The 13170-nt window shown below is 62.8% G+C and carries 8 protein-coding genes and 1 pseudogene; 4 read left to right on the top strand and 5 right to left on the bottom strand.

Annotation, left to right across the window (positions count from 1 at the left end):
• Positions 1 to 1308, bottom strand: a complete 1308-nt coding sequence (locus LZK81_RS17735; RefSeq protein ID WP_233954089.1) for an O-antigen ligase family protein — start codon at positions 1306 to 1308, stop codon at positions 1 to 3.
• A gap of 269 nt (positions 1309 to 1577) precedes the next feature.
• On the opposite strand from LZK81_RS17735, the gene LZK81_RS17730 reads away from it, so the two are divergent.
• The gene (locus LZK81_RS17730; RefSeq protein ID WP_233954088.1) at positions 1578 to 2675 is read left to right on the top strand and encodes a glycoside hydrolase family 5 protein; all 1098 of its coding nucleotides are present in this window, start codon (positions 1578 to 1580) and stop codon (positions 2673 to 2675) included.
• Between the two features lie 5 nt (positions 2676 to 2680).
• Here LZK81_RS17730 and LZK81_RS17725 read toward each other — a convergent pair whose 3' ends face one another.
• The 4 genes and pseudogenes from LZK81_RS17725 to LZK81_RS17710 form a co-directional block, all read right to left on the bottom strand.
• A complete protein-coding gene (locus LZK81_RS17725) occupies positions 2681 to 4321 on the bottom strand; it encodes a GumC family protein (protein ID WP_233954087.1) in 1641 nt (546 codons plus the stop codon).
• 107 nt (positions 4322 to 4428) lie between these two features.
• Positions 4429 to 6387 (bottom strand): asparagine synthase (glutamine-hydrolyzing), encoded by a 1959-nt coding sequence (gene asnB / locus LZK81_RS17720; RefSeq protein ID WP_233954086.1) that lies wholly within the window; start codon positions 6385 to 6387, stop codon positions 4429 to 4431.
• A gap of 118 nt (positions 6388 to 6505) precedes the next feature.
• Positions 6506 to 7878, bottom strand: a pseudogene (locus tag LZK81_RS17715) (FAD-containing oxidoreductase).
• Positions 7875 to 8351 (bottom strand): DUF4126 family protein, encoded by a 477-nt coding sequence (locus LZK81_RS17710; RefSeq protein ID WP_046604373.1) that lies wholly within the window; start codon positions 8349 to 8351, stop codon positions 7875 to 7877. Before LZK81_RS17710 ends, LZK81_RS17715 begins: the two are co-directional and overlap by 4 nt.
• A gap of 284 nt (positions 8352 to 8635) precedes the next feature.
• On the opposite strand from LZK81_RS17710, the gene LZK81_RS17705 reads away from it, so the two are divergent.
• The 3 genes from LZK81_RS17705 (at position 8636) to LZK81_RS17695 (ending at position 13020) form a co-directional block, all read left to right on the top strand.
• Positions 8636 to 10462: a sensor histidine kinase gene (locus LZK81_RS17705; protein ID WP_267967537.1), complete on the top strand. Its 1827-nt coding sequence runs from the start codon at positions 8636 to 8638 to the stop codon at positions 10460 to 10462.
• Entirely contained in the window at positions 10459 to 11829 is a 1371-nt protein-coding gene (locus LZK81_RS17700) for a sigma-54-dependent transcriptional regulator (protein WP_046604374.1), read from the top strand. The genes LZK81_RS17705 and LZK81_RS17700 overlap by 4 nt, the downstream gene beginning before the upstream one ends.
• A 207-nt stretch (positions 11830 to 12036) precedes the next feature.
• Complete coding sequence (locus LZK81_RS17695; protein WP_046604375.1) at positions 12037 to 13020, top strand: tripartite tricarboxylate transporter substrate-binding protein; 984 nt, start codon at positions 12037 to 12039, stop codon at positions 13018 to 13020.
• Positions 13021 to 13170 lie beyond the last annotated feature (150 nt).

Below are 13170 nucleotides of genomic sequence, written 5' to 3'. Positions count from 1 at the left end.
TCAGGCGTATGCTGGTCCATAGGCGGGCTCGGCCTTCCTTGAGGCTATGATGCGGTAGCGGGCCTGGTAACCAAGGCCGAACATGGCAACCATCATCGTGAACCAGATAGGCCCCGACCGGGCAAGGAATACGCTTTCGAGGCAGGCCAGGAAGATCGAGAAAAGCCAGATCCTCAAGAAAAGCCTCGTCAGCGGCGTGAAATTTTTTGCGGCGTCGATTGCCGCCAGATTTTTAAGGGGAGTAGCCAAGACCCATATCACCATCAATATCAATCCCGGTATGCCGGCGTTCATGGCGGCATCGACATAGGCATTGTGGGCATCCACCGCACGCACGGCCCAGTTCAAGGTGCGCATGTCGCTGTTGACGAGGCTCTCCGCACCCCAGAAAGAGCCGAAGCCATAACCGGTGATCGGTTGCTGTGCAATAGCATCGAGTGCCAGCCGCCAGATGTCGGCGCGTGCCGTATAGGTGGTATCGATCCCGGTTGCCGCGACAATCTCCCTCAGCGGCGCGATCGTCGACACGCCGACGGTCGCCAGGTTGAGCAGTCCAACGCCGCCGAAGACGACAGGAATTCGGATCCAGCGCCAGCGCTCGAAGAAAATGCTGAGGACGAAGATGCCGGGCAACATGGCGGTCGAGGTCTTTGCGCCGGTTTTCAGCAGGAACAGGCAGCTCGCAGCAATGACCAGCAGTCCGATGACCCGGGACCATGCGGACATCAGGTAGATGCCGACGAAGCAGGAGAGCGCCATGACGACGCCGGTCTCGTTCTTCTGGACGTAAATTCCCTTCCAGAGCCCCGCATGCTGCGGCTCGAGAAAGTCGGTCAGCTGATGGACGGCAAGCCTCGGAAGAAACAGCACGCCGAAATAACAAAGGCCGACGATCAGCATGACGCCGCCGCCGGCAAGCCTTGCAAACTGGCTCTCGCCCTTCGGCAGCATCAGAAATGCGCTGGCGCTGATGCAGACGGTGAGCGCAATCAGGACGCGCCTGACGGCACCGAGCGGGTCGACCGAAAGTGCCGCCGTCAGAAACAGCCACCCGAATACGAACGCAAGCAGCAGGCGCGGCTGGAAGATGACGCTCCGCACCCTCGGGGTCATCGCATAGACAACCACGATCAGGAACAGAACGTAGGCGAGCAGCTGGCTCCAGAGAGCAGGCTTCGCCAGGGCAGGATTGAGGCTGGTGTCGACGAAAGGCGTCAGGGTGATCCAGTAGAAGCACCCGACACAGCAGAACAGCAGCTTTGCGCCGAAATTTCCAGAAGACGCAACTTCGTCCGTGTCTCTCGCCATCCACCCGCCGCCGCGTTCTCTTCGCGCGCGAATCGTAACAGAAACCGCCGAATCTCGCCAGCATCCATATCCGGCGGCCACTGCTGCGAGGTTCGTCGAGAGCGGCCGAAGCCGACTTCGAGGACCGTGACCGCGACGATGCGAGATTTCGGCCGTTCATCATAACTGCATAAATTTAGCCGGTTTGCTTGACCTTGATGGTGTCGAACCAGAACTTGCGCTCAGCCTGCAATCCCTGGCAGGCTTGCTGGCTCCAATGGAGATTTCGAATGCTGGGAATATTCTGTCGGCTTGCCGGATCTCTCATGCTGATGGCACTCGGAATTGCCGGTGCGCAGGCGCAGAATTTCGTGCTGAAGCCGTTTTCGGAAGCCCACGCGCCTGAAATTGCCGGGTTGACGGCGGCTGAGCAGAGCAAGGCGCTGGGGCGAGGGGTCAATTTCGGCGGAACGCTGGAGGCGCCGAGCGAAGGCGCCTGGGGAGGCAGGCTTTCCACCGAGCTGTTCGCGGCCGTCAGGCAAGGCGGGTTCCAGACCATCCGGCTGCCGGTCCGTTTCAGCAGCCATGCGGCCCTCTCGGAACCCTACAAGCTCGACGAGGCTTTCATGAAGCGGGTCGACTTTGCGATCAACAACGCGCTGTCCCGGGGCCTCAACATCATCATCGACTTCCACCATTATCATGAGATGGATGGCGATCCCCTCGAGGCGGAGGAGGTCGCGATCGGTGTGGAGACGAGCCGCGAGCGTTTCCTGGCGATCTGGGAACAGCTGGCGCAGCGATACCAGAGCCTGCCCAACGACAAGGTGCTGTTCGAAATCTACAACGAACCGCACGGCAAGACGGAGGAGGTCTGGAACGATCTGCTCGCCAAGGCGCTTGCGGTGATCCGCAAGACAAATCCCTACCGCTTCCTGATTGTCGATCCGGCGGAATGGAGCACGGCCTGGGGGCTCGAGAAGCTGGCGATCCCGGCCGACGACCGCCGCCTGATCGTTACCATACACAATTACGCACCGTTCAAATTCACGATGCAGGGCGCCAGCTGGATCGAAGGATCCAGGCCGTGGCTCGGAACATCCTGTTGCGAGAAGGCCCAGATCGAGGAGATCAGGACGCCGCTCGACATGGCGGCCGAATGGGGGAAAAAGAACGACCGGCCGATCTTCGTCGGGGAATTCGGCTCCAATTCGCTCGCCTATTATCCCGACCGGGTGACCTACACGCGGATCATGCGGGAAGAGATCGAGAGACGCGGCATGAGCTGGGCCTATTGGGACTTCGCGTCGCACGAATTCGGCCCCTGGGACCCAACCACCAAGTCATGGCTGCCGGAACTGCACGAGGCGTTGGTTCCCAAGAAGTAGAAGGTTCAGGCGAACTCGCGGCCGGCTTCGCGCATATGGCCGAACAGGCCGAGTGTGAGTGCCATCAGCACGCCGAAAATAGCGCCGGCGGAAGCCCCGCCGATCAGCAGCAGCACCGAGCTCGGCGGCCAGCTCTTCGACTGCGGCGGCATCGGCGGTGAGATCACCCGGACATTGCTGGTGTCGATCTGCTGGCGCTCGCTGATCTGGTGCGTCCGCGACAGATAGGTTTCGTAAACGGCTGCCTTGGATCGGGCGTCCCGCTCCAGTTCGCGCAGGCGCACCTGCGCATCGTTTTCGGTAAACACGGTCGATCGCGAAGCGTCGGACTTGCGGCGCAGTTCCTGAAGGGCGCTGTTGGCCTGATCGACATCGGTCTTGGCGGACTGGAGAAGACGGGCGGCTTCCTCGGAGATCGCGCGGTCGACCGAAGCGAGCTCCGACTGCAGGGCGACAAGGCGCGGGTGCCGGCTGCCGTAGACGAGCGTCATCGAGCTGATCTGCTGCTGCAATGCGCTATAGCTGGCGCGCAGGGTGACCATGCTGGCAGAATCGAACACCGCCGAATTCACAACCCGTCTGTCGGCATAGGCCGCCTGGAGCTGCTTGTAGCGGGTATCGGCCTGGATCAGCCGCTGCTGGGCATCGAGAACCTGCGTATCGAGGGCGCCGGAAATGCGGGTGCTGGTGAGTTCGCCGGCGGTCGATTGCAGGTCGTTCTGGCGCTTGAACTGCTCGACCTTCTCCTCGGCTTCCGTCACCGAGCGGCGCAGTTCGTCGAGCCGGCTGTTGAGGCCGATTGCGAGCTGGCCGGCGCTATCCGACGAGGATTTGAACAATTCGCCTTCGAAGGCGGAGACAATCGCGTTCGACAGCTTGATCGACTTCTCGGCGTCTCCCGTCCAGACTGACAGGACGACGACGAACGAGCCGTCGTCGCGGGTCGCGGAAATCTGCTTTTCAAGCTGGCGCAAGACGCTCAACTGCTTGTTCTCGGGCGCGGACGGCGATGAGATCAGGCTACGCAGGCCGTCAAGCCGTCCCGGGCGGTTGAATTCCGGGTCCTGGGTCAGGTTGAGATCGTTGATGACCTTGGTCAGCACGTTGCGCGACGTCAGGACCCGCAACTTGCTCTCGACTTCCAGAAGCTGGGAATCGCGCTGCGGGTTGGCGGAGAAGACGTCGTCGGAAACGAGGTTCAGGTTGGACGGATCGATGATGATTTCGGTGCTGACCGAATAGCGCGGCGAGGCAATGGCGGCGTAAAGCAGCGCGAGCACGGCGCCGAGGATCGCCGCGGCAATGATGCGCAGGAAGCCCCTGCGCAGCCACCGGATGATATCGGTGAAATGGATATCCGTCAGGCTGTGAAGCTGTGCCTCGATCCGTTTTTCAAACGGAATGTCCTCGTATCGCATCCGGTCGTCATCTTCCCGTTCGTGGGCGGGCGGCTCACGATGATAGTCCGAACGGGTTCGATAGTCAGGTACAGAAGAAGGACGAGGCCGGTTGCGCGGCGAGGGGCGTTCTTCCGGTTCTTCTTCAACGATTGGATGATCCAGGAGGGAGCTCTGGTATTCGCTGCGATGACGCAACGCCCGGGCCGATGCCGACCGCCGAGTATGGGGCTCCTTCGGCTCGTACATGGACTACCTCCGCCCTTCCGCCCCAGCGAAAGAACCTACAATTGGACACACTCCGGCGATCATGGCGAATTGTCGTGAATTTTAAGTTAATTGAGGATTTTCAAGAGCTAATATGCAGCCTTGCGAACGGGATGCGTCTCGTCCGCTGCGGATCGGGCAAAACCCTTCAGCCAGAGCTGGGTGGACAATATGCCGACGAAAGCGGCATTATCTCGGAACCCAGAGACCGGGGCTAGGCGGCATTTCTGATGGAGTTTTGTGACGGCCCTCGGATTGAAGAGGCCGGCGGCGGCGACTGCCTGTTCGCCCAGCATCTCGCCGACATAGGCCTGTGCGTTGTTGCCGGTGAAGGAACGGCTGTCCGGTGCGCGGTAGGGCTGTTTCGGGCGCTTGCTGATGACATCCGGCAACAGGTCCCTGGCGACCCGGCGCAGGATGTGTTTCTCGTCGAGGCCCTTGAGCTTCATGTCGGGAGCCAGCCGGCTGGCGAACTCCACCAGCCGGTGGTCGAGGAACGGGAACCGGCCTTCGATACCGTGCGCCATGGCCATGCGGTCGCCCTGGCTTGACAGGATGTAGCCCGGCAGCAGGAAGCGGCTTTCCAGATATTGCGCCTGGTGCAGCGGATGCCAGCGGCCGAAATTTGCCGGCAGGCGGGAAGCGAGTTCTTCGGCCGCATCATAGCTGCCGAGCGTGGCGCGGAGATCGTCGGAATAGAAGATCTTGGCGGCCGCCGTCGAGCGGAAGCGCGGGCGGTGGGAGAAGAGCGGATCGTTCGTCCCATCGTTGCCGGCGCCGAAAAAGGCGGCAAGATATTCCGCCGACTGCTGCTTCAGTCCGGGCAGATAGGGATAGAGCTTGCGGAAGAGATGCGGCCGCATCTTCGATCCCGGCTGGCGGGCGCAGAAGCGGCGCACGCGGGCCTCGCGAAAGATGTCGTAGCCGGCGAATACCTCGTCGGCGCCTTCGCCGGTTAGCACCACTTTCATGCCGGCGTCGCGGACAAGGCCCGAGAGGCGGTAGAGCGGTGCGGGTGCGGTGCGAAGGACCGGCCGTTCGGTGAAGCGGATCACATCCGGAAAGCTCGCAGCGATATCGGCCGAGCCGCTGGCGACGGCGCGGTGGTGGGTGCCGAGCGCTTCTGCGACCTGTCGCTGGAAGGCGCTTTCATCGTGTTCGGCATCGTCGAAGGTGACCGAGAACGTGTTGAGGCCATTCGGAGCCATCGGTGCGGCGAGCGCGGTGATCAGCGATGAGTCGAGCCCGCCGGAGAGGTAGGCGCCGACCGGCACGTCGGCGCGCATGCGCAGCCGTGTTGCATCGGTCAGCAGCGCCCGCAATTCCTCTTCCCTGGCGGACTGGTCGACCTCGGCATGATCGCCCGCATCCGGAAAATCGAGCACCCAATAGGGCCGGGTTTCAGTCCGGCCGTTTTTGGCGATCATCAGGTGGCCGGGTTCGAGCTCGAAAATCCCCTTGAAGGCGGTGCGTGGCGGGATCGGCGCCCAGAGGGTGAAAATCTGGTCGAGCGCCAGCGGATCGAGTTCGGCCTCGATGCCCGGCACTTCCAGCAGCGCCTTGATCTCCGAGGCGAAATAGAGCGAGCCCTTGTGCTCGGTATAAAAGAGTGGCCGCACACCCATCCGGTCACGGGCAAGCATCAGCCGGCGTTCGCGGTGATCCCAGATCGCGAAGGCATAGTCGCCATTGAGGCGGGATAGACAGGCTTCGCCATCGGTCGCGTAGAGCTGCAGCAGGACTTCCGTATCGCTGCCGGTGCGGAAGGTAATGCCGCGCGCCTTCAGCTCGTCGCGCAGTTCGACATAGTTGAAGATCTCGCCGTTGAAGACGATGGTGAAGCGGCCCTCGGCATCCGTCATCGGCTGCTGGCCGTCGGAAAGCCCGACGATCGACAGCCGCACATGCGCAAGGCCGATGCCGGGAGCGGTGAGAATGCCTTGTCCGTCCGGTCCGCGATGGGCGATCACATGTGCCATGGAAGACAGCAGAGCCTCCGGATTTCCGGAGCCGTATGCCTCACCCACGAAGCCCGCAAAACCGCACATCTGTTTCCATCATGAACAGGGACACTGATGCCTCCGGTCATAGACGGAAATGCTTGCTGGCCCGCTTAGAGGATCGATAAAATTGTAATCGTGTCCAAAAGAGGCTCAGATCGGCTACTTAAACCGGCTTCATGCCGAGGACGACCGTCGGCCAGAATTCCGAGACCGTCGGATGGATCGGCACCGCCCAGCGCAGCGTATCATAGGTGGCGCGGGCATTCATCATGTCGAGCACGCCGTGGATGGATTCGTCGCCGCCGGTGCCGAGGATGGCGGCGCCGAGGATCTCGTGCGTGTCCGCATCCGCCACGAATTTCATCAGGCCCTGTGTCTCGCCCTTCTCGACCGCGCGGCCGACCCTTGCCATGGACTGACGGCCGACCAGCACCTTGCGGCCGGATTTCCGGGCTTCCGCCTCGCTCATGCCGACACGGCCGAGCGGCGGGTCGATATAAAGCGCGTAACCGACCAGCCGGTCGGAGACCTTGCGGTTCTCGCCGTCGAAGAGGTTGGCGGCGATGATCTCGAAGTCGTTATAGGCGGTGTGGGTGAAGGCGCCGCGGCCGTTGCAGTCGCCCATCGCCCAGATGCCCGGAACATTGGTCGAGAGGTCGTCGCCGACCTTGATATAGCCACGGGCGTCCAGCTCGACGCCGGCCTTGTCGAGGCCGAGATCGTCGGTGTTCGGACGGCGGCCGACCGCGAGCAGCACGTCGGAGCCGATCACTTCCGGTGCGCCATCGGTGCAATCGACTCCGACGGCGACGCCGTCCTCATGCTTTCGGAAGCGGATGCATTCGGCGCCGGTGCGAACATGGATGCCTTCGGCTTCGAGGATTTCGCGGATCGCCTGCGAAATATCTTCGTCCTCGCGGCCGACAAGGCGCGGGCCTTTTTCGACGACGGTGACTTCTGCGCCGAAGCGGCGGTAGATCTGGGCGAATTCCAGCCCGATATAGCTGCCGCCGACGATGACCAGATGTTTTGGCACCCGGTCGAGCATCACGATGTCGCTATTGGTCATGTAGGGCACGTCATCGACGCCGGGAAAATCCGGGATTGCGGCACGGCCGCCGACGTTCAGGAAGATCTGCGGCGCGGTCAGCAATTCGTCGCCGACGCGGATCGTGTTCTTATCCTCGAACCGGGCATGGCCACGGATCAGCGTGCAGTTCGGCATGCCCTCGAGCCAGCTTTCGTTGCCCTGGCGCGAGTCGAGCGTCACCTTGTGCGAACGCCGCATGACGGCCGGCATGTCGATCTTCACGGGGCTGTCGAGAACCACGCCATAATCACCGCCGCGGCGGGCGAGATGGGCGGCATAGGCGCTGGCGACGAGCGTCTTGGTCGGCTTGCATCCGGTATTGACGCAGGTGCCGCCGACATGTTTGCGCTCGATGATCGCAACCGTCTTGCCGGCGTCGTTGAAGCGCCCTGCGAGTGAGGGCCGGCCTGGCCGGCCCCTATGATGATTGCGTCGAAGGTTTTCATACCGCGGCCGCGACAGGCAGGGACGCGATGATGAGGTAGGCCGCGACGATCGCGACAGCGTCCTCGATGAAGGCGGCCGGTGGATCCTTGCCGAAGCTGGCGGCCAGCTTGCCGCGGACGGCGGCGCCACCATAGGTGCCGATTGCGGCGCCGATGATGCCCGCGACGAGGCCGACGATCCAGCCACCATAGGGCGTGCCGATCGCAGCACCCGTAAGCGCCCCCATGACCAGGCGGGCGCCGAACTGCTGCGGCACCTTGCGGCTCGGCGTCGAGGGGAGCTGGTCGGTGACCAGTTCGACGACGGCAAGGATGGTGAAGATGCCGACGGCCCAGATCGTGCCCATGAAGGAGAGCCAGGAACCGGAGAGATTGAGCCAGCCGAGATAGGCAGCCCAGGCAATTGCTGCAGGTGCGGTCATGGCGCGCAGGCCGGCGACGACACCGATCAAAAGTGCGAGTATATAGACCATTAAAAACCCCTTGCGCCGCCCTTGCGGCTTTCCCCATTTGCGCCTGTGATCGAAGCACGATCAGTCGTGAAGTCAAGCGGTAGGTGGAAATTATTACGAGAACACGAGGAATGCTTGCACGATCCGATCACGCCCGCCGGCTCCTCCAAACACCCCCAGCGACCATCATCCCAGATGCCGGTCGCATGCCGGAAGGATTTTATGGAAATCAGCAGTGCAGCGGTTAGAATACCGCTTTCCCGTCATCCCAGGCGGGAAAAAATGAGCGGAGGAACCCGGACCTGTTGAGATATCGCATTCTTCTGCCTTTGGCCCTGCTTGCGGCGGTCGGTCTTGCGCTGGTCTTCAAGGGCAGTGAGATCCTCGCGCGCGGCTATATCGAGGAGGCCGAAGTCCAGGCAGGCACGACTTTGCGCCTGGCGGTCTCGGCGCTCGACGGCCATCTGAAGCGCTACGAGGCGCTGCCGGCGCTGATCGCCGATCAGCAGAATATCGAGGCGGTGATCCTCGATCCGAAGAACGAGACGCTGCGGGCGACGACGAATGCCTATCTCAAGGAGATCAACGGGCTTCTGAAATCCTCCGATATTTATGTGATGACCATGGACGGCGAGACGATCGCGGCCAGCAATTATGACAGCCCGGTCAGCTTCGTTGGCGAGAATTTCACCTATCGTCCCTATTTCCAGGATGCGGCGGAGGGCCGTCAGTCGCGCTTCTACGCGCTCGGCACGACGTCTTTGAAGCGCGGCTACTATTTTGGCTCGCCGATCGTGATCGGCGGCGCCATCCGAGGCGTGATCGTCTTCAAGGTGGATATCGACATCCTCGAAGCCTCCTGGGGCGGCGGCGACGACCGGATTTTCGTGTCGGATCCCGAAGGCATCATTTTCATGACCGGCAGTCCGGAATGGCTTTATGCGAGCATCCTGCCGCTGACGCCCGACCGGATCGCCCGCACCGAGGCGTCGCGGCGGTATGCGGATGCCAAGCTCCGCGAATTGCCGGTCGAGCGCGGCAGCTTCGCAGGGCGCGATGTCATGACCATCCGGGATGGCGGGGTCGAGAAGGAATATCTCGTCGTATCGCAACCGATGCCGGATGCGGGCTGGACCGTCAACGTGCTGATGGATACCGGCTCGGTGCATACCCAGGCGAAGACCGCGGCGGTTGCCGCACTTTTGACGCTCTGCCTTGCAGGCTTAGGGCTCGCCATCGTCCTTCAGCGCCGTGCGCGGCTCAACGAACGCCTGATGCTGCAGGCCGAGGCCCGCAACGAGCTCGAGCACCGCGTCGCCGAACGCACCGCCGATCTCGCCCGCGTCAACAGCCGCATCGAGGAGGAGATCGCCGAACGGCGGCTCACCGAACAGCGGCTGCGCCAGACCCAGGCGGACCTCATCCAGGCGGGCAAGCTCGCAGGCCTCGGGCAGATGTCGGCGGCCCTGTCGCACGAACTCAACCAGCCTCTCGCCGCTGCCAAGACCTATGCGGAAACGGCCGGAGTGCTGATCGATCTCGGACGCACCGACGATGCGCGGGACAATGTCCGGCGCATTTCGGCGCTCATCGACCGCATGGCCTCGATCAGCAGGCATCTGCGCAACTTCGCCCGTAAGCCGAACGAGAAGCTCGGGCCCGTCGCGCTGGACGACGTGATGCGCGACACGCTGGAGATCGTCGCGGCGCGCCTGAAGGCGGCGGATGCGGAACTGGACATCGAGATCGATCCCGCTATTCCCGCGGTGAAGGCAGGCGCGGTGCGGCTTCAACAGGTGCTCGTCAACATTATCACCAATGCCGCCGATGCCGTCGAAGGCCTCGACGACCGGAGGATCGCGGTTTCCGCCGAGCAGGCGGGCAACAAGGTCGTGGTGTCGGTGCGCGATCGCGGGCCGGGCGTCGCCGCGGCCATCCACGAGCGTATCTTCGATCCGTTCTTCACGACCAAGGGTGTCGGCAAGGGCCTGGGGCTGGGGCTGTCGATCTCCTACAACATCATCAAGGATTTTGGCGGCAGCTTGAGCGTTGCCGATCATCCGGAAGGCGGCGCGGTCTTCCGGATCGAACTCGAGGTCGCCGACGGCAATCTTCTGGAGGCGGCCGAGTGAGCGAGCAAAGGGTTCTGCTGGTCGACGACGAGGAGGAGTTGCGCCGTTCGACGGCGCAGGCGCTGGAGCTCTTCGGCCTGGCGGTCCTGACCTTTTCCAATGCCGATCATGTGCTGGAACTGACGGGCTTCGGCTTCGACGGTGTCGTCGTCAGCGATATCCGCATGCCGGGCACCGACGGCATGACGCTGCTCCAGAAGATTCGCGAGCTCGATGCAGAAATCCCGGTTATCCTGGTCACCGGTCATGGCGACGTGCAACTCGCGGTCAAGGCCATGCGGGAAGGCGCCTACGATTTTCTGGAAAAGCCGTTCACGCCGCAGCATCTCGCCGGCATCATCCGGCGCGCGCTCGACCGGCGCAGCCTGGTGCTGGAAAACCGCCGCTTAAGGGCCGTTGCCGGCAAGCGTGACGATGTCGAAGCCCGGCTCCCCGGCCGCACCCAGGTCATGGTCGATCTGCGCTACAGGATCCGCGCCATCGGCGCCACGGATGCCGATACGCTGATCATCGGCGAAACCGGGGCCGGCAAGGAAGTGGTGGCGCGGGGCCTCCACGACATCAGCTCGCGCGCCAACCGGCCCTTCATCGCCATCAATTGTGCAGCCCTTCCCGACAACCTGATCGAGAGTGAGCTTTTCGGCCACGAGGCCGGCGCCTTTCCAGGAGCGCTCAGGCCGCGCTACGGCAAGTTCGAACACGGCCGCGGCGGGACGATCCTGCTTGACGAGATCGGCTCGATGCCGGTCGATCTGCAGGCGAAGTTCCTGCGCGTGTTGCAGGAGCGGGTCATCACCCGGCTCGGCTCCAACGAGACAGTGCCGCTCGACGTGCGCTTCATCGCCACCAGCAAGGTGGATTTGGAAGCGGAAGTGGCGGCCGGCCGATTCCGCGCCGACCTCCTTTACCGGCTCAACGTTGCCACCATCCATGTGCCGTCGCTGGCGCAGAGACGATCGGATATTCCGCTTCTCTTTCTCCAACTGGTGCGGGAGGCAGCGGCGCGCTATGGCCGCGATGATATGGAAGTGCCGGCCGAGGTGATTTCGGCGATTGCCCAGCGCGACTGGCCGGGCAATGTCCGGGAACTCCGCAACGCCGCCGACCGGCTGGTGCTCGGTCTCGACCCGAAGCCGGGCGAAACCGGCGGTGCGAAGGATGGGGCGGGGCGGCTTGCAGACAAGGTTGCAGCCTTCGAGCGCAACCTGATCGCCGGCGAGATCGCAGCGCATGGCGGCGCGCTGAGACCGGTCTACGAATCCCTCGGCATCTCCCGCAAGACACTGTACGAAAAGATGCAGAAATACGGGCTCGACAAGAAGCTGCTCGGTCCGGAGCACATGCTGCAGGATGACAGGGACGGTTGACAGCGGCTGCATGTGTGGATTTCCACCCATGCTTTTTGGCGATTGTTCCCGAATCCACCCATGTTGCGCCGCGGTATTTACGGAAATGCTGTTTTAAGGGCTCCGCAACGATTGCGCGTGCTGCGCGCCCTGCCGCAGATGGTCCTCAGGTTGGCGCCGGAGGAACTGGGCGTCCGCTGTGCCACATTTCATCCTGGAGGAGCCCCGATGAAAATTCTGAACGCCCTTATCGGCGCGACCGCTCTTGCGGCGCTTTCCCTTTTCTCCGCTTCGGCGAATGCGCAGGGGTATCCTGACCGCCAGATCACCATGGTCGTGCCATTTGCGGCCGGCGGCCCGACTGACACCGTCGCGCGCCTCGTCGCTGAATCGATGTCGAAGGATCTCGGCAAGCAGATCGTCGTTGAAAACGTCGGCGGCGCCGGCGGTACCCTCGGCGCTGCCCGCGTTGCGAATGCCGAAGCGGACGGCTATACCGTTCTCCTGCACCACATCGGCATGGCGACCAGCGCTTCGCTCTATCGCAAGCTGCCCTATGACACCCTGAACGCCTTCGAATATGTCGGTCTCGTCACCGACGTTCCGATGACGCTTCTCGCCCGCAAGGACATGCCGGCGACCGACCTCAAGGGTCTCATCGAATATGCCAAGGCCAACAGCGACAAGGTGACGGTTGCGAACGCCGGCATCGGCGCCGCTTCGCATCTGTGTGGCATGCTGTTCATGAGCTCGATCAAGACGTCGCTCGTCACCGTTCCCTACAAGGGCACCGGGCCTGCGATGACCGATCTTCTCGGCGGCCAGGTCGACATCATGTGCGACCAGACCACCAACACCACCAAGCAGATCCAGGGCGGCACGGTAAAGGCCTATGCGGTCACGTCCCCGGCACGTCTCGGCGTCCTGAAGGACATCCCGACCGTCAAGGAAGCCGGTCTGCCCGACATGCAGGTCGGCATCTGGCATGGTCTCTACGCGCCGAAGGGCGCCCCGAAAGAGGCGATCGACAAGCTCAACAAGGCCCTCAAGTCTGCCTTGAAGAACCCGAACGTGGTCGCTCGCTTCGCTGAACTCGGCACCGAGCCGTCGCCGGACAACGACGCCACTCCGGCGGCTCTGAAGGCCAAGCTCGAGAGCGAAATCGCTCGTTGGAAGCCGGTCATCCAGGCCGCTGGCCAATACGCGGACTGAGTTGGTGCGTCTGGCCGATCTCCCCCTTGCGGGGGAGATGTCCGGCAGGGCAAGGGGGGTGTTTCACCACACTCCTGTTGAACTAGTCGCACCACCCCCTCTGTCACCTCCGGTGACATCTCCCCCACAAGGGGGGCGAGGGGAGTTGGC

The organism is Neorhizobium galegae (assembly GCF_021391675.1).
Lineage (GTDB): Bacteria > Pseudomonadota > Alphaproteobacteria > Rhizobiales > Rhizobiaceae > Neorhizobium > Neorhizobium galegae_B.
Note: the sequence above shows the minus strand (reverse complement) of the source record. Positions and strands in the feature narration are given on the sequence as shown.